At 73.5% G+C, this 16,916-nt stretch carries 14 protein-coding genes; 12 read left to right on the top strand and 2 right to left on the bottom strand.

All coding sequences use genetic code 11. The annotated features are described in order from the left end of the window. The first annotated feature begins 9 nt into the window (after positions 1–9). On the top strand, positions 10–2,802 hold the full coding sequence (locus tag ACIA8D_RS28445) for an AAA family ATPase (protein WP_399236666.1): 2,793 nt from the start codon (positions 10–12) through the stop codon (positions 2,800–2,802). A gap of 22 nt (positions 2,803–2,824) precedes the next feature. Here ACIA8D_RS28445 and ACIA8D_RS28440 read toward each other — a convergent pair whose 3' ends face one another. After that, positions 2,825–3,847, bottom strand: coding sequence for a hypothetical protein (locus ACIA8D_RS28440; protein WP_399236665.1), 1,023 nt, complete (start codon positions 3,845–3,847; stop codon positions 2,825–2,827). A 115-nt stretch (positions 3,848–3,962) separates the two neighbouring features. Then, complete coding sequence (locus ACIA8D_RS28435; RefSeq protein ID WP_399236663.1) at positions 3,963–4,580, bottom strand: TetR/AcrR family transcriptional regulator; 618 nt, start codon at positions 4,578–4,580, stop codon at positions 3,963–3,965. A gap of 83 nt (positions 4,581–4,663) precedes the next feature. On the opposite strand from ACIA8D_RS28435, the gene ACIA8D_RS28430 reads away from it, so the two are divergent. The 11 genes from ACIA8D_RS28430 to ACIA8D_RS28380 all read left to right on the top strand — a co-directional run bounded on the left by ACIA8D_RS28430 (position 4,664) and on the right by ACIA8D_RS28380 (position 16,757). Beyond that, on the top strand, positions 4,664–5,647 hold the full coding sequence (locus tag ACIA8D_RS28430) for an aldo/keto reductase (protein ID WP_399236662.1): 984 nt from the start codon (positions 4,664–4,666) through the stop codon (positions 5,645–5,647). 149 nt (positions 5,648–5,796) lie between these two features. Next, positions 5,797–6,672, top strand: coding sequence for a universal stress protein (locus ACIA8D_RS28425; RefSeq protein WP_399236660.1), 876 nt, complete (start codon positions 5,797–5,799; stop codon positions 6,670–6,672). Positions 6,673–6,918: 246 nt separating this feature from the next. Further along, the gene (locus ACIA8D_RS28420; protein ID WP_399236659.1) at positions 6,919–7,686 is read left to right on the top strand and encodes a crotonase/enoyl-CoA hydratase family protein; all 768 of its coding nucleotides are present in this window, start codon (positions 6,919–6,921) and stop codon (positions 7,684–7,686) included. Next, positions 7,683–8,828 (top strand): CaiB/BaiF CoA transferase family protein, encoded by a 1,146-nt coding sequence (locus tag ACIA8D_RS28415; protein WP_399236657.1) that lies wholly within the window; start codon positions 7,683–7,685, stop codon positions 8,826–8,828. The genes ACIA8D_RS28420 and ACIA8D_RS28415 overlap by 4 nt, the downstream gene beginning before the upstream one ends. A 23-nt stretch (positions 8,829–8,851) precedes the next feature. Further along, positions 8,852–10,531: a class I adenylate-forming enzyme family protein gene (locus ACIA8D_RS28410; protein ID WP_399236655.1), complete on the top strand. Its 1,680-nt coding sequence runs from the start codon at positions 8,852–8,854 to the stop codon at positions 10,529–10,531. Beyond that, entirely contained in the window at positions 10,528–11,427 is a 900-nt protein-coding gene (locus ACIA8D_RS28405; protein WP_399236653.1) for an acyl-CoA thioesterase, read from the top strand. The genes ACIA8D_RS28410 and ACIA8D_RS28405 overlap by 4 nt, the downstream gene beginning before the upstream one ends. A gap of 75 nt (positions 11,428–11,502) precedes the next feature. After that, positions 11,503–12,660, top strand: coding sequence for an acyl-CoA dehydrogenase family protein (locus ACIA8D_RS28400; RefSeq protein ID WP_399236652.1), 1,158 nt, complete (start codon positions 11,503–11,505; stop codon positions 12,658–12,660). 35 nt (positions 12,661–12,695) lie between these two features. Continuing rightward, positions 12,696–13,454, top strand: a complete 759-nt coding sequence (locus ACIA8D_RS28395; protein ID WP_399236650.1) for a 3-hydroxyacyl-CoA dehydrogenase — start codon at positions 12,696–12,698, stop codon at positions 13,452–13,454. 47 nt (positions 13,455–13,501) lie between these two features. After that, positions 13,502–14,662 (top strand): thiolase family protein, encoded by a 1,161-nt coding sequence (locus tag ACIA8D_RS28390; protein WP_399236649.1) that lies wholly within the window; start codon positions 13,502–13,504, stop codon positions 14,660–14,662. Between the two features lie 47 nt (positions 14,663–14,709). After that, complete coding sequence (locus ACIA8D_RS28385; protein WP_399236648.1) at positions 14,710–16,260, top strand: long-chain-fatty-acid--CoA ligase; 1,551 nt, start codon at positions 14,710–14,712, stop codon at positions 16,258–16,260. Further along, positions 16,257–16,757 (top strand): DUF1348 family protein, encoded by a 501-nt coding sequence (locus ACIA8D_RS28380; RefSeq protein WP_399236646.1) that lies wholly within the window; start codon positions 16,257–16,259, stop codon positions 16,755–16,757. The genes ACIA8D_RS28385 and ACIA8D_RS28380 overlap by 4 nt, the downstream gene beginning before the upstream one ends. Positions 16,758–16,916 lie beyond the last annotated feature (159 nt).

Below are 16,916 nucleotides of genomic sequence, written 5' to 3'. Positions count from 1 at the left end.
TGCTCGACCATGGACGGGCGCCCTGAACCGCGGCGCGGCCTCGTCGGACGCACCGCCGAGGCCGCGGCACTGACCCGAGCGCTCACCGCGGCAGGCGCCGGGCGCCCCGGACTGCTGCTCGTCGAAGGACCCGCGGGGATCGGCAAGACCGCCCTGGTCCAGCACGCGCTGGACACCTACCGCGCCGCGGGCTCCCGGATTCGTACGGTGTGCGTCTCCGGTGTCCCGTGGGAGTGCGAGGCGGCCTTCGGGCTCGCCCGCCAGCTCGCCCGTGCGCTCGGCGCCACCCTGCCCGATCCGCGGGACGCGGGCGCCGTGCTGGACGTGGCGGAGCTGCTGCACCGGCAGTGGGCGGCCCGGCAGGAGCGCGACCCGGTTGTGATGGTCGTCGACGACGCGCACTGGGCCGACGTGGAGAGCCTGCGCGCGGTCGGCTCGGCGCTGCGCAGGATGTCCGACGAGCGCGTCCTGGTCGTGCTCCTCGCACGGGACCGCCCCGACGAACTCGGGCCGGAGTCGGAAGCGCCGCCCGCCGCCCTGCTGCGCACCCGCGCGTTCCTCGACGGCTGCGAGGGAGCCACCCTCCGGCTCGGCCCGCTCGACCCCCACGACGCCCGCGCCCTCGCACGCGAGGCACACGGCATCACCCTGGAACTCCCGGCCGCCCGGCACCTGTGCGAGCGCACCCGCGGAAATCCCCGGCACATCTCCCGGCTCCTCGCCGAACTGCCCCGTGGCACCTGGCGCGACTGGCGCCCCGAACTGCCCGCGCCGGCCCGCGGCGCCGACGCCGTGCGCCACCGTCTCGACCGGTGCGGACCGGCCGCCCGCCGCCTCGTCGAGGCCTGCGCGGTGCTCGGCGACGAGGCGTCCCTGAGCGAGGCGGCGGCGCTCGCCGCGCTGACCGACGACCCGCTGCCAGCCGTCGACGAGGCCTGCGCCGCCGGACTGCTCACCGCCGCCGTCGACCCCGGACGCGCCCAACTCACCTTCTCCCACCCGCTCGTACGCGCCGCCGTCCGCACCGGCATCGGCCTGACGGACCGGGCCGCCCTGCACCGGCGGGCCGCCGGACTGGTCCAGGACACGGGCCGCGCCCTGCTCCACCAGGTCTCCGCCCTCGCCGCCCCCGACGAGGCACTCGCCGACGAACTCGACCGGTACGCGACGCAGCGGGCCAGCGCGGGGGAGTGGTCCGCAGTGGCGGACACCCTCGTGCGCGCCGGTCGGCTCAGCACCGGGCGGGCGAGCCGGGAGGACCGGCTGCTGCGCGCCGTCGACGCCATGATCGGGGCGGGGGACATCCCCCAGGCCGCCATGTTCGCCCCGGAGCTGGAGAGCTTCCCCGCGAGCGCCCTGCGCGACACGGTGCTCGGCTACCTCGCCATCATGCGCGGCCGCCCCGCCGAGGCCGAGACGCTCCTGGATGCCGCCGAGGCGCACTGCGACGCCACGCGCAACCCCGAGCTGATGGCGCGGATCAGCCAGCGGCGCGTCCTGCACGCCCTCGCCCGCTGGGACGGGGAGGAGCTGGTCACCTGGGCGCGGCGCGCCGTCGGCCTGGCGCAGGCGGACGACCCGTCCGGCATCGAGTCCGAGGCCGTGCTCGGCCTGGGCCTGGCGATGACGGGGCGGCACGCCGAGGCCGCGGCCGCCTACGAGGAGGCCGCCGCGGGCCACCCGGTGGGCGCCCAGCCGCAGCGCTTCCAACTCGGCCTGGGCTGGGTCGACTTCGCGACCGACACCCCCGAGTCCGCCCGCCGCAGGCTGGAGGCGGCCGTCCCCACCGGCTACCGGATGGGATCGACCCGCATCTCCCTGTGGGCGCAGGGCTGGCTCGCCCGCACCCAGTTCGCCCTCGGCGCCTGGCCGGAGGCACTGGAGACGGCGCAGCGCGCGGCCGAACGCCTCAGCGTCGTACGCATCGAACTCGTACGCCCGCTGGTGCACTGGACCGCCGCCCAGATCCACGCCCTGCGCGGGGACGCCGAGGCGGCAGACCACCACGTGGGCGCGGCCTTGGCCGACGTCCACCCGTACGCCTGCATGCTGGTGCCCTCGTGTCTGGCCCGCGCCCAGGTCGCGGAGTCGCGCGGCGAGTACGAGCGGGTTGTCGAGGCGCTGACACCGCTCGTCCAGCTCGACCCCCGGGGCTCCGTCGACGAACCCGGCTTCTGGCCGTGGCCCGACGTCTACGCCAACGCCCTGGTCATGACGGGCCGGCTCGACGAGGCCGACCGTTTCCTGCGCCCGCACGAACAGTGCGCCGACGCGCGCGGGCAGCGCTCCGCGCAGGCCCGGCTCGGCCTCGCGCGCGGCCGGCTGACCGCGGCGCGCGGCGACATCGACGCGGCCCGCGCCCAGTTCGACCGGGCCCTGACACGGCTCGACGGGCTGCCGCTGCCGTACGACCGGGCCCGGGTGAACTTCGCGTACGGCCAGACCCTGCGCCGGGTCGGCAAGCGCCGCGAGGCCGACACCGTCCTGAGGAACGCGCGGGACGCCTACGCCACGCTGGGCGCCCGCACCTACGTCGAGCGGTGCGAGCGCGAACTCCGGGCCGGAGGGCTGACGTCCGGGCGGGCCGCCGCGAATCTGGCGCGGCTCACGCCGCAGGAGCGCGCCGTGGCGAAGGTGGTCGCCGCCGGAGCCACCAACCAGCAGGCGGCGCTGGAACTGTTCATCTCGGTCAAGACGGTCCAGTACCACCTGACACACGTCTACTCCAAGCTCGGCATCCGCTCCCGCAGCGAACTGGCCGCGCGCTTCCGGGAGTCGACCGAGAACGCTGATCGCGTGTAGGGCCGCACACCGGCGCCCGGCCTCACTCGTACATCACGTACGACGGGCGCGGTCGCAGGCCGAGGACCTGGTCGGGGGTCATCAGGTCGGTGCCGCCCTCGGTGTCCTCCTGGAAGAACAGCTTGAATCCGGTGCGGAGTCCGTCGGGCATCCGGTCGACCAGGCGGTCCCAGGTGTGCCGTTTGAGCTGGGGGCTGCCTATGCCGTCGGCGCTCTTGATGACGGCCACGCCCTCGGGGACGTCGAGCGATCCTTCGTCGTGCACGACCGACTCGGCGACCTGGTGGTAGACGAACGGCTTCTCCGGCAGGTCGTGGTCCTTCACCAGTGCGGCGAGGTGGTCGGCGATGCGGGTGAGTTCGGGGCCGCTGGTGTGTCCGTAGGTGTCGCCGGGGATCTGGCCGGAAGCCATCTCCCACTCGGGGTCGAGGGCGACGCCCACGTCCGGCCGGACGAGCCACTTCTCCAGTGCCTTCACCTCGTCGAGGGCGTCCGCGCGGCCGGGCTGGATGTTGAGGAGCAGCAGCGCCTTGTGCCGGCGCGCGGCCTCGTGGAACGTGCGGATCGTCGCGTCGGGGGTGCGCGTGCGATACGTGCCGTCGGGGCCCGCGCCGGGGTTGGCGACACTGGCGAGGAGCTCCAGGACCGGCAGTACGCGGCGGCCGTCGGCGTACGCGCGCCCGCGCCGTTCGAGCTCCGTGACCCGGTCGTCGAGGCCACCCGTGCCGAGCCGGCCGAGCGCCGTCGCGCCCGGCAGCCCGCAGTAGCCGACGAGCCGGTGCTCGGGGAACAACCGGCGCCCGCCGCGCGGCAGTTCGGGCCGGTGGCGGGTGGGGCTGGGCGAGGGCGAGCGGGACGGCTTCGAGGAGCCGCGCGCGGCCTTCTCGGTACGGGAGGGCCGGTCGTCGGCCCCGGACGTGCCGCATCCGCCGACGAGCGCGGCGGCGGACGTGACTCCCGCGGCGAGCAGCGCCCGCCGTCGCGAACCACCCGCCCCGGGGTCCGTGTTGTCGTCGCGGCCGGCGCTGTGACCGACTGTCCGCATCTGGCCTCCCCACGCAGTGATCATGGTCTGTGGGGTGTCTTGCCGACGTGTCCGGAGTGAAACGTGTGACGGGGACGGGGGCGGTGCTGATCGGCCACGCCGCTGCGGGCCGCGGCTACGCCGACGCCTCGCGCGAGCGCAGCGCGTCCACCACCAGGTCGAGCAGGGGGCGGACACGGTCCCCCCGGTCGCCCGTCGTCGTCGACAGGAACACGCCGAGCAGCATGGTGATCACGTCGTCGGCGGGCACGTCGCCGCGCAGCGTGCCGGTGCGTACCCCGGCGTCGAGGAACGCGGCGACCGAGGCGGTCAGGCGCTCGCGGGTGTTCGCCGTGATGCCGCGCCCGGAGGCCGGGGCGAGGGTGAGGCTGCCGGCCATCGCGCGCTTGGCCGTGACGAGGTCCGCGTACCGATCGAGCCACGCGCGCAGCGCCTCGTGCGGTGGCAGCTCGCCGAGCAGGGGCTCGACGGCGGAGGTCACGGCGTCCAGCTCGGCGGAGTAGACGGCCTCGACGAGGGCCTCGCGTGTGGGGAAGTGCCGGTAGAGGGTGCCGATGCCGACCCCCGCCTCGCGGGCGATCGCCTCCAGGGCCACCGTCGTGTCGTCCCGGGTGAAGGCCGTGCGTGCGGCGGCGAGGAGTCGTTCCCGGTTGCGGCGCGCGTCCGCGCGGGCGGGGCGGTCGGCCTTGCCCCCGCTGGGCGCCGGGTTCTGGTCGGATGTGGACGCAGGCAAAGCGGAGGCTCCTCCGGTTGTGCTACCTTCGACGTAACGGAGGTTCCTCCGTTTCCTCTATCTTCGCACGAGGTGGGATTCCCATGACCTCTTCCGCGTCTTCTTCTGCTTCTTCTGCTGATTCCTCCTCTTCGTCCGCCGCGGTCACCGCGCACGGCACCCCGCGTCCCGGCGGCACAGGCCGGCTCCTCGGCCGGGACGTCTCGCGCGTCGGATTCGGCGCGATGCAACTGCCCCGCCTGGACCCGGACCGCGCCACGGCCGTCGCGCTGCTGCGCCGCGCCGTCGAGCTGGGCGTCGACCACATCGACACCGCCCAGTTCTACGGGCACGGCTTCTCCAACGAGGTCATCCGCGAGGCGCTGCGCCCCGAGGACGACGTCCTCGTCGTCAGCAAGGTCGGCGCCACCCCCGACTCCGGCGGCCCGCTGCCGCTGCGGCTCGCCCAGCGGCCCGAGGAACTGCGGGCCGGCGTCGAGGACAACCTCAAGAGCCTCGGCGTCGACCAGGTCCCGCTGGTCAACCTGCGCCGCGCCGAGACCGGCCCCGGACTGCGGGCCGAGGGCGACCAGGTCGTCGACATCGACGACCAGCTCGCCGTGATGACGGCTCTGCGCGACGAGGGCAAGATCGGCGCGATCGGGCTCAGCAACATCGGCCTCGACGAACTGCGCCGGGGCCTGCCCGCCGGGATCGCCTGCGTGCAGAACGCGTACAGCCTCGTGGCCCGCGACGACGAGGAGATGCTGAGCCTCTGTGTCGCCGAGGACATCGCCTGGGTGCCCTACTTCCCGCTGGGCAGCGCCTTCCCCGGCATGCCCAAGGTCACCGACGAGCCCGCCGTCACCACGGCCGCCGAGGCGCTGGGCGCGACACCGGCCCAGGTCGGCCTGGCCTGGCTGCTGCACCACGCCCCGAACGTCCTGCTGATCCCGGGCACCGCCAACGCCGACCACCTCGCGGCGAACGTCGCGGCGGGCGCGCTCGCCCTCGACGCGGCGACCCTGGCGGAGCTGGACGCGGTGCCGACGCGGGCGGGCGACATCCGCGTCGAGGACCACGAGTGAGCGAGCGGCACCGGTAGCAGGGGTGGGCCGGGTCGCGCGGACGGCGGGTCCGCGTCCGCCCCGCCGTGCGAAGGGCCGCTCGGCGGGTCAGTCTGGAGAGCGGAGCGGGGGCCACGCAGACAGACGGTAGAGCGGACGAGGGAGCGCACATGGCGGGCCACGTGCTGGTCGGGGCCGACGGGTCGGAGTCGAGCCTGGAGGCGGTCGCGGTCGCCGCGCACGAGGCGCGCCGGCGCGGGCTCGGCGTGCGCGTCGTGAGCGCCTTCACCTGGCCGATGCTGAAGCTCCGGCACGCCTCGGCGGCCGGGGACACCGCCGAGCCGGCCCTGCGCCGGCGGGCCGAGGAGACCGTGGCGACGGCGGTCGAGCGGGTCAGGGCCGAGGAGCCGGACCTCGCCCCCGTCGAGGGCGAGGTCGTCACCGGCGAGGCGCTCACCGTCCTGGCCACCCGTTCGCGCGACGCCGACCTGGTCGTCGTCGGCAGCCGCGGCCTGGGCGCCTTCTCCGGCCTGCTGATCGGCTCGGTCGCCGTGCACCTCGCCGCCCACGCGGACTGCCCGGTCCTCGTCGTACGCGGCCGGGAGCGGCCGGAAGGCCCCGTGGCGGTCGCCGTCGACGGCTCGGACGCCGCGAAGGCGGCGGTCGAGGAGGCCTTCGACGAGGCCGCGCGCCGCGGGACGGGCCTGCTGGCCGTGCACGTGTGGAACACCTGGAGCGGCACGGGACCCGCGGGTCCTGGAGCGCCCGCCCCGCTCTGGTTCGATACGGACAAGCTGCGCGAGGACAGTGAGGCGACGTTGTCCGGGGCGCTGGCCGCCGGCCGGGGTCGACACCCCGACGTCGAGGTGGAGGCGCGCTCCATCCACGGCCGGGTGCGCCCGAGCCTGATCGAGACGTCGCAGGAGGCGAGCCTCCTCGTGGTCGGCGCGCGCGGTCGGGGCGGCTTCCAGGGGCTGCTGCTCGGCTCGGTCAGCCAGGCGCTGCTGCACCACGCGGACTGCCCGGTCCTCGTCACGCGCCGCTGACGCGTCATCAGAGGCATGAGTGGCTCCCTGTGTGGCCTCATGCCTGACTCTCTGCATGACTCCCTTCGTGAACGCCCCTGCCGTACCCCGGAATTGATCACGGGTCTGGACAGCCCGGCACCCACCCTCGTAGCTTAACGATTGTTCAATGCGGGGTGGGTGAGGGCCGAGCCGTGCCGGGCGGAGCGGTCGTCGGTCGCTCCGTCGCAGCGTACGCAGTCCGCGACCCACTCCGGGAGCCACGCCATGACCGACGCCGTGCTCAGCGAATTCCGCGCCGACGGGATCACCGTCATCACGCTCAACCGGCCCGAGGCCCGCAACGCGGTCAACCGTGTGGTCGCCGAAGGCGTCGCCGCCGCGCTCGACGAACTCGACCGCAGGGACGGCCAAGTGGTCGGCATCATCACGGGCGCGGGCGGCAGCTTCTGCTCCGGGATGGACCTCAAGGCGTTCCTCGCGGGCGAGACCCCCACCATCGAGGGGCGCGGCCTCGCCGGCATCACCGAGGCGCCGCCGCGCAAGCCGGTCATCGCCGCCGTCGAGGGATACGCCCTGGCAGGCGGCTGCGAGATCGCGCTCGCCTGCGACATGGTCGTGGCGGCGCACGACGCCAAGTTCGGGATACCCGAGGTCAAGCGGGGGCTCGTCGCCGCCGCGGGCGGGCTGCTGCGGCTGCCGCGCCGCATCCCCTACTCCATCGCCCTGGAGATCGCCCTGACCGGCGACTTCCTCGACGCCGCACGCGCCCACACCTACGGTCTCGTCAACCGGGTCACCGAACCCGGCGCCGCCCTCGACGGCGCACTCGCGCTCGCCCGCGCCGTCGCCGCCAACGGCCCCCTTGCGGTCCGCGCCACCAAGGAGATCGTCGCGAACGCGCCGAACTGGTCCGCCGAAGAGGAGTGGCAGCGCATGCGGGACCTCGCGGGCCCGGTGATGCAGTCCGAGGACGCACGGGAAGGCGCCCGGGCATTCGCCGAGAAGCGCGCCCCGCGCTGGACCGGCCGGTGAGCGCCGGGCCGCTCGCAGGGATCCGGATCGTGGAGCTGGGCGGCATCGGGCCCGCCCCGTTCTGCGGGATGCTGCTCGCCGACCTCGGCGCCGAGGTCATCCGCGTCGACCGCCCGGCCGAGGCCGGCAAGGACAGCCCCCACCCCGTCATCCTGCGTGGCCGCAGCTCGGTCGCCGTGAACCTCAAGGACGCCGAAGGCGCCGCCGTCGTACGGGAGTTGATCGCTCGTTCGGACGCCGTCATCGAAGGGTTCCGGCCCGGCGTCGCCGAACGGCTCGGCCTCGGCCCCGACGTCCTGCTCGCCGCGAACCCGAAGCTCGTCTACGGGCGGATGACGGGCTGGGGCCAGGACGGCCCGCTCGCCCAGGAGCCGGGACACGACATCAACTACATTGCCGTGGCCGGGGCCTTGCACGTCATCGGGCCCGCCGGTGGCGATCCCGTGCCGCCGCTCAACCTGGTGGGCGACTTCGGCGGGGGCGGCATGCTGCTCGCGCTCGGTCTCGTCAGCGCGCTGTTGCACGCCCGCACCAGCGGCGAAGGGCAGGTCGTCGACGCCGCCATGACCGACGGCACCGCACTGCTGCTCGCCATGACCTATGGGTTCCTGGCCAAGGGCGGCTGGCAGGACCGGCGCGGCGCGAACATGCTCGACGGCGGCGCCCCCTTCTACGCCGTGTACCGCTGCGCCGACGACCGGCACGTCGCCGTCGGCGCCATCGAGCCGCAGTTCTACGCGGCGCTGCTGCGCGTCCTCGGCCTCGAAGGCGACGAACGCTTCGCGCGCCAGCACGACCGCGCCAACTGGGCCGCGATGAAGGGCGAGTTGGCGCGCCTCTTCGCCGCACGCACCCGTGACGACTGGGCCCACGCCTTCAACGGAGAGGGTGCCTGCGTGTCCCCGGTCCTGTCGCTCAACGAGGCGCCCGAGCACCCCCACAACACCGCCCGATCGACCTATCGGCGAGGCCCCCACGGTGGCCCCGAACCCTCGCCCGCCCCGCGCTTCACCACCACACCTCCCGGCGAACCCGCCCCCGCCCCGTGCGTCGGCGCCGACACCACGGAGGTCCTCACCACGCTGGCCGGGCTCGGCCCCGCCGACATCGACACACTCCGCGAGAAGGGAATCGTCGGTTGACGACGCGCTACGTGCCCCCGGGCATGCCCCAGAGCCTCCGTTACCCGGACGCCGCCGTCGGCGACCTGCTCGCCGGAACCGCCCACCGCCACCCCGACCGCACCGCCCTGCGCGACGGCGACCTCACGTTCACCTACCGCGAGCTGTACGACACCGCGCTGCGGCTCGCCGCCGGACTGCGCGCACGGGGCGTCGGCGCGGGCGACGCCGTCGCGCTGCACCAGCCCAACTCGGCCTGGTTCACCGTCTCGTACTACGCCATCCTGCTGGCCGGTGCGGTCGTCGTCCCCCTCAACCCCTCCCTGCCGCCCACGGCGCTGCGCGAGCAGCTCGACGAGGCGGGCGCGGTCGCCGCGCTCACCCATCCGGCCACCGCACCCGCGCTCACCAAGGCCGCCGCGCCGGGCATCCGCCTGACCGCCCTCGTCCCGGCCACGGCCACCGCGCCCACCGCCGACGAAGACGCCGAACCCGGCGGCGTACCGCTCGATGACCTGCTGGCCACCGAGCCGGGGGAGCGGGCGGACGTCAGCGGCGGCGATCTGGCGCACCTGGCCTTCACCGGAGGCACCACGGGGCGCTCCAAGGCGGTCCGCGTGCTGCACCGCAACGTCCTCGCCAACGCTCTGCAAATGGCCTGCTGGCGCGGCGCCGCCGTGCCCGTCACCGACGACGCGGGCCGCGTGGCGCTCGACTCCGTGCCCGCGGCGCGGACCGCGCACACGATGGACCTGGGCGCCTCCACCGCCGTGGCGCTCGCCCCGCTCTTCCACGCCATGGGCCTGGTCGGCCAGTCCGTCAGCGTCGCCGTGGCCAGCGCCGTCGTGATGGCGGGCCGCTTCGAACCCCGCCGCTTCGCACGGCTCATCGAGGAGCACGGCGTCACGACCGTGCCCGGCTCGCCCGCCCTCTTCCACGCCCTGTTGGCGCTGCCCGGCGTGGAGGAGCTCGACCTGTCCTCGGTGCGCAGCGTCAACTCCGGTGCCGCGCCCGTCGACACGGACACCATGCGCCGCCTCGCCGCGCTCTTCCCGAACGCCACCATCGTCGAGGGATACGGGCTCACCGAGGCCACCATGGCGCTCGCCGCGCACCCGCTGGTGGACGACAACCCGGTGCCCGAGGGCAGCGTCGGCGCGCCCGTTTTCGACACCGAGGTCGAGATCAGGGACCTGGGCTGCGGCCCCGCCCTGCCCGTCGGCGAGACCGGCGAGGTGTGGGCGCGCGGACCACAGATCACCGACGGCTACCAGGGCCACCCCGACCTGACGGCCGAGCAGTTCCGGGACGGCTGGCTGCGCACCGGCGACCTGGGACGCGTCGACGAGGACGGCTGGCTGTACCTGGTCGGGCGGGCCAAGGACATGCTGATCTACAAGGGGTACAACGTCTATCCGACGCCCCTAGAGGACCTGCTGCACCGGCACCCCGCCGTCGCCGGCGCCAGCGTCATCGGCGCGCCGAGGGCGCAGGTCGGCGAGATTCCCGTCGCCTACGTCGTGCCGCGCTCCGGGCACCCGGCGGGGCCCGAACTCGCCGAGAAGCTCATGGCGTTCGTGGCCGAGCACGTCGCCCCGTACCAGCGGCTTCGGGAAATCCACTTCCTGGATTCCCTGCCGGTCTCGGCCGCCGGGAAGATCCTCAAGACGGACCTGCGGCAGCGGTACGCGGCCGCCGAGGGGACGGGAGGGGCGCACACGTGAGCGGCGGCATGGTCGACGAGGCGACAGCCGAGCGGGCCCCGGACGACGGCGGCGCGCGGCCCGCCGTCCCTCTCGGCGAACTCGGCCAGGGACGGCACATCCGGGTCGAGCCGGCCCACGACGGCGCCTTCGAGGGCTACTGCCACTCCGGCCGCGCGACCGCCCGCAGTTACGGCGGCGCCGTTCTCGCCCAGGCCCTGGACGCGGCGCACCGCACCGTGGACGACGACCGGGTCGTGCACTCGCTGCACGCGTACTTCCTGCGTGCCCTGTCGCCGCAGCAGCCCGTACGCTACGAGCCCGAGGTCGTCCGCGACGGTCGCAGCTACTCGATGCGCCAGGTCACCGCGTTCCAAGACGGCAAGGAGTCGCTCACCATGAGCGTCTCGTTCAAGCAGCCGCAACCCGGCGGCAGTTGGCGCCAGCCCGGCATGCCCGACGTGCCAGGACCCGAGGGCCTGGGCAACGGCTGGGCGCACCGGCCGCAGGATCATCCCCTGAGCACCTCCGTCGAGTACCGCGAGGTGCCGCTGGAGCGGGACCCGGAGGCCGGCCGCATCGACCGCTACGCCTGGATGCGCACGACCGGCGCCATGCCCGAAGAGCCCGGCCCGCACGCCTGCGTCCTCGCCTACATCTGCGACGCCCCGCTCGCCCCCACCGCGCTGGTGGCCTACGGGGAGCCGCGCCCCCGCGGCATCTCGCTCGCCTCCCTCGACCACGCCATGTGGTTCCACCGGCCGGTGCGCACCGACGCGTGGCTGCTGTTCGCGTGCCACAGCGTCGTGGCGGGCGACGGGCGGACCCTGGCGCACGGCGAATTCTGGAGCAGGGAAGGGGAGTTGGTCGCCTCCGTCACCCAGGAGGCGCTGCTCCACGTGCCCGCTCCCCGGTGACCCGCGCAAGGGTTGTCAGGGCCCGGCACACCGACGTAATTTAACGATCGTTCTACACAGGCAGAAGGGGCCGTTGTGCGCCGTACGCTGTTCAACGAGGACCATGAGGCGTTCCGCCGGATGCTGCGGGACTTCATCGCCAAGGAAGTCACCCCCGTCCACCAGGAGTGGGAGGAACAGGGGCACCCGCCGCGCGACTTCTACCGAAGGCTCGGCGAGCTGGGCGTGCTGGGCATCCAGGTGCCCGAGGAGTTCGGCGGCGCGGGCGAGGCCAGCCTGAAGTTCGCGGCGGTGGCCGTCGAGGAGACGACCCGCGCCGGAGTCACCTTCGGCAACTACTCGGTGCACTCGAACCTGATCCTGCCGTACCTGATGCGGTACGCCACGCAGGAGCAGAAGGAGCGCTGGCTGCCCGGCTTCGTCTCCGGCGACCTCATGACGGCCATCGCGATGACCGAGCCCGGCACCGGCTCCGACCTCGCCAACATCCAGACGAAGGCCGAACGCTCCGCCGACGGCACGCACTACGTCCTCAACGGCGCCAAGACCTTCATCACCGGCGGCGCCCTCGCCGACCTGGTCCTCGTCGTCGCCCGCACCGCGCCCTACGACCCCGAGGACCGCCGCGGCGGCCTGTCCATCCTCGTCGTGGAGTCGGCGAGCGAGGGCTTCTCCGTCGGCCGCAAGCTCCAGAAGATCGGCCTCAAGGCCTCCGACACCGCCGAACTCGCCTTCGTCGATGTCAAGGTGCCCGCCGAGAACCTGCTGGGGGAGGAGGGCAAGGGCTTCTCCTACCTGTCCCACAACCTCGCCCAGGAACGCCTGATGATCGCCCTCGGCGGCTCGGGCACGGCCGCCGCGGCGCTGCGCTTCGCCACCGACTACGTGAAGGAGCGCACGGTCTTCGGCAAGCCCGTCGCCCACTTCCAGAACACCAAGTTCGTGCTCGCCGAGTGCGCCACCGAGGTCGAGGCCGCGCAGCTGATGGCCGACCGGGCGCTCGAACTGCACGACGAGGGCGAGCTGTCCGTCGCCGACGCCGCCAAGGCCAAGCTGTTCTGCACCGAGGTCGCGGGCCGCGTCATCGACAAGTGCCTCCAGCTGCACGGCGGTTACGGCTACGTCACCGAGTACCCGATCGCCCGCCTGTACGCCGACACCCGCGTCTCGCGGATCTACGGCGGCACCAACGAGGTCATGAAGACCATCATCGCCAAGTCGCTCGGCCTCTGACCCCCTCCCACCCCGGCCCCCAGAAGGGACCTGCCATGCAGCTCGACGCCCAGTCCTCCGCCCTGATCACCGGTGGCGCCTCCGGCCTCGGCCGTGCCACCGCCGAGCGGCTCGCCGCCACGGGCGCCAAGGTCGTCATCTTCGACCTGCCCACCTCCGACGGCGAGAACGTGGCCAAGGAGCTCGGCGCCACCTTCGTCGCCGGTGATGTCACCAGCGAGGCCGACGCCACCGCCGCCGTCGAGGCCGCCGTCGCGCTCGCCCCGCTGCGGGTCGCCGTGAACTGCGCGGGCATCGGCTCCGCCGGGCGCACCGTCGGCAAGGAGGGCCCGTACGTCCTCGACACCTTCCGCAAGGTCGTCGAGATCAACCTGATCGGCACCTTCAACGTCATCCGCCTCGCCGCCCAGGCCATGACCGGCAACGAACCGGTCGAGGGCGAGCGCGGCGTCATCGTCAACACCGCCTCCGTGGCCGCGTTCGACGGGCAGATCGGCCAGTGCGCGTACTCGGCGTCCAAGGGCGGCATCGTCGGCATGACCCTGCCGATCGCCCGCGACCTCGCGCGCATGAACATCCGCGTGATGACCGTCGCGCCCGGACTCTTCGAGACCCCGCTGCTCGGCCGGCTTCCGCAGGAGGCCAAGGACTCGCTCGGCGCCCAGGTCCCGCACCCGGCCCGCCTCGGGCAGCCCGCCGAGTACGCGCACATGGTCGACTCGATCGTCACCAACCCGATGCTCAACGGCGAGACCATCCGCCTCGACGGCGCGATCCGCATGGCCCCCAAGTAGGCCACGAACCAACCGCGTCCACCCCGCCACCACGTTGAGGAGTTCCCATGCGTGACGCAGTCATCGTCGATGCCCTACGCACCCCCGTCGGCAAGGGCAAGCCGGGCGGCGCGCTCTCCGGCATCCACCCCGTCGACCTCTCCGCCCACGTCCTGAAGGCCCTCGCCGAGCGCAACCGCCTCGACCCGGCCACCGTCGACGACGTCATCTGGGGCTGTGTGTCCCAGGTCGGCGAGCAGGCCGGCGGCGTCGGTCGCTTTGCGGTGCTCGCCGCGGGCTGGCCCGAGTCCGTGCCGGGCCTGACCATCGACCGGCAGTGCGGCTCCTCGCAGCAGTCCGTCCACCAGGCGGCCGCCGGGGTCATCGCCGGGCAGTACGACATCGCCATCGCGGGCGGCGTCGAGTCGATGTCCCGCGTGCCGATGGGCTCCTCGCGGGCGGGCGGCGCGGCCGGCAAGCCGTTCGGCCCGCTTGTCGGCGAGCGCTACGACCACGTCGTCTTCAACCAGGGCGTCGGCGCCGAGATGATCGCCGAGGAGTTCGGGCTCACGCGCACCGAACTCGACCAGCACGCCGCCGACTCGCACGAGAAGGCCGCCCGCGCCATCGACGAGGGCCGCTTCAAGAACCAGATCACCCCGGTCCCCCTCGCCGACGGCACCCTCTTCGACACCGACGAGGGCGTACGGCGCGGCACCACGGTCGAGAAGCTGGCCGGCCTGAAGACACCGTTCAAGGAGGACGGCGTCATCTCCGCGGGCAACGCCTCGCAGATCTCCGACGGCGCCGCCGCCCTGCTCGTCACCACCTCCGAGGTGGCCGCCCGCAACGGCTGGACGCCGCTGGCCCGCTTCCACACCGGAACCGTCACCGGCGTCGATCCGATCACCATGCTCAAGGGCCCGATCCCGGCCACCGCCAAGGTGTTGCAACGCTCGGGCCTCTCGCTCGACGAGATCGGCGCGTACGAGATCAACGAGGCCTTCGCCTCCGTCTCCCTCGGCTGGCAGCGCCAGACCGGCGCCGACTACGCCCGCCTGAACCCCAACGGCGGCGCCATGGCCCTCGGCCACCCGCTCGGCGGCTCCGGCGCCCGCCTCATGACCACGCTGGTGCACCACATGAAGGACAACGGCATCCGCTACGGCCTGCAATCCATGTGCGAGGGCGGCGGCATGGCCAACGCGACGGTGCTCGAACTGGTCTGAGAACGCGGCCCCGCAAGTCGTCGAGGAACCCGGACGGAAGGGACCCCATGGGCCCGTACCTGCCTGACGCCGTACGCCGGCACGCCGCCGAACGCCCCGACGCGGTGGCCCTGGTGGAAGGAGAGCGGACCCTCACCTGGTCCGGGCTCGACGCACGCAGCAACCGCGCCGCCCAGGCCCTGCTCGCCGCCGGTCTCGAGGCCGGTACGCACGTGGGCTATCTGGTGCGGCCGGGGCTGCTGTCCGCCGAGCTGCTGGTGGCGTGTGCCAAGGCCGGCCTCGTGGCGACGCCGCTCAACTGGCGGCTCAGCGAACGCGAGTTGACGGCCGTCGCCGAGGACGCCGAGCTGGGCGCGATCCTCGCCCAGGCCGAGTTCCTGCCGGGCGCCCGCGCCGTGCGTACCGCCCTGTCCGGCATCCCGCTGGTCACGGACGGCGCGGCGGGCCCGGACGAGTACGCCTACGAACCGTGGCTGCGGGCCAGGCCCGCGGCCGACCCGGGCGGCGGCGCGCAGGACACCGTCTTCCTCCAGCTCTACACCTCCGGCACCACCGGACTGCCCAAGGGCGTCCAGCTGACCTTGGGCAACGTCAGCGCCGACGAGGAACAGCTCGCCGAGGCGGGCTGGTCGCAGGAGTCCGTCGGCCTCTACGCGATGCCCGTGTTCCACATCGCGGGCACCGGCTGGCTGATCCTCGCGCTGTGCACCGGGGCCCGTTCGGTGGCGCTGCCCGACCTCGAACCGCACAAGATCATCGAGCTGTTGGAGCGCCACCGCGTCACGCACTCCTTCTTCGTGCCCGCCGTGCTCCACCTGCTCACGGCGCTCCCTGACGTGCGCAAGCACGACTTCTCCGCGCTGCACACCATCGTCTACGGGGCCTCGCCCATCACCCCCGCCCTGCTGCGGCGCTCCATGGAGGTGTTCGGCTGCCGCTTCATGCAGAAGTACGGGCAGACCGAGTCCGCCGGCTCCGTGACCCGGCTGCTGCCCGAGGACCACGCCCTGGAGGGGCCCGGCACGACGCTCCTGCGCTCGGCGGGCAACACCCGCCCCGGGATCGACGTGGCGATCGCCGATCCGGCCACGGGGGAGCACGTCCCGCCCGGCACCGTCGGCGAGATCCTCACCCGCTCCCGGCACGTCACCCCCGGTTACTGGAAGCGCCCCAAGGAGACAACCGAACTGTTCACGGCCGACGGCTGGCTGCGGTCGGGCGACGCGGGCTATCTCGACAAGGACGGGTACCTGTTCATCACCGACCGCATCAAGGACATGATCATCACGGGCGGTGAGAACGTGTACCCGATCGAGGTCGAATCGGTGCTCGCCGAGCATTCGGCCGTCCTGGACGTGGCGGTCTTCGGCACCCTCGACGAGCGCTGGGGCGAGGCGGTCACCGCGGCGGTGGTCCTGCGCCAGGACGCCGCCCCGGTCGGCGCCGACGACCTCGTCGCCTTCACCCGCGAACGCATCGCCTCCTACAAGAAGCCCCGCCATGTGCACTTCGTGGACGAACTGCCGCGCAACCCCAGCGGCAAGCTCCTCAAGAGGGTGTTGCGCCAGCGGTTCGACGGGGGAGGAGTCACACCATGACCGACCACATCGCCCCCGCGCCCGAGGCCGCCGCCGCGCGTCCGCCGCTTCCGCCGTTCACGCGCGAGACGGCCGTGCGGAAGGTGCGCCTTGCGGAGGACGCCTGGAACACCCGGGACCCGCAGCGCGTCGCGCTCGCCTACACGCCCGACAGCCGGTGGCGCAATCGCGCCGAGTTCCCCGAGGGGCGCGCCGAGATCGTCGCCTTCCTCACCCGCAAGTGGGACCAGGAGCTCGACTACCGGCTGATCAAGGAACTGTGGGCGTTCGACGGCCACCGCATCGCGGTCCGCTTCGCGTACGAGTGCCACGACGGCGCGGGCCACTGGAAGCGCGCGTACGGCAACGAGAACTGGGAGTTCGACGACAACGGCCTGATGCGCAGGCGCCACGCCTCCATCAACGACCTGCCGATCGCCGAGTCGGACCGAAAGTTCCACTGGCCGCCTGGCCGCCGCCCCGACGACCACCCGGGCCTCGGCGACCTGGGCCTGTAGCGACGCCATGGGTGTGTCCCGCGAGCGACATCCAGGTGAACGCGGAAACGGGGCAAAACGGTCCCTCGCCACAGCCGTGTAACGGCGCCCGTACCGCGGGCAACTCCCGCCCCGCCCCGTCCATCGAACCGTGTGTGATGCACACACGCGCGCCGCGGC

This window comes from Streptomyces sp. NPDC051684, assembly GCF_044453445.1.
GTDB lineage: Bacteria > Actinomycetota > Actinomycetes > Streptomycetales > Streptomycetaceae > Streptomyces.
The sequence above is the reverse complement of the archived record's forward strand: the minus strand, read 5'-3'. Positions and strand labels throughout refer to the sequence as shown.

Coding starts and splice junctions, on each gene's coding strand:
- ACIA8D_RS28445 (WP_399236666.1), top strand. CDS start 10: ATGGACGGGCGCCCTGAACCGCGGCGCGGCCTCGTCGGACGCACCGCC.
- ACIA8D_RS28440 (WP_399236665.1), bottom strand. CDS start 3,847: ATGCGGACAGTCGGTCACAGCGCCGGCCGCGACGACAACACGGACCCC.
- ACIA8D_RS28430 (WP_399236662.1), top strand. CDS start 4,664: ATGACCTCTTCCGCGTCTTCTTCTGCTTCTTCTGCTGATTCCTCCTCT.
- ACIA8D_RS28425 (WP_399236660.1), top strand. CDS start 5,797: ATGGCGGGCCACGTGCTGGTCGGGGCCGACGGGTCGGAGTCGAGCCTG.
- ACIA8D_RS28420 (WP_399236659.1), top strand. CDS start 6,919: ATGACCGACGCCGTGCTCAGCGAATTCCGCGCCGACGGGATCACCGTC.
- ACIA8D_RS28410 (WP_399236655.1), top strand. CDS start 8,852: ATGCCCCAGAGCCTCCGTTACCCGGACGCCGCCGTCGGCGACCTGCTC.
- ACIA8D_RS28395 (WP_399236650.1), top strand. CDS start 12,696: ATGCAGCTCGACGCCCAGTCCTCCGCCCTGATCACCGGTGGCGCCTCC.
- ACIA8D_RS28390 (WP_399236649.1), top strand. CDS start 13,502: ATGCGTGACGCAGTCATCGTCGATGCCCTACGCACCCCCGTCGGCAAG.
- ACIA8D_RS28385 (WP_399236648.1), top strand. CDS start 14,710: ATGGGCCCGTACCTGCCTGACGCCGTACGCCGGCACGCCGCCGAACGC.
- ACIA8D_RS28380 (WP_399236646.1), top strand. CDS start 16,257: ATGACCGACCACATCGCCCCCGCGCCCGAGGCCGCCGCCGCGCGTCCG.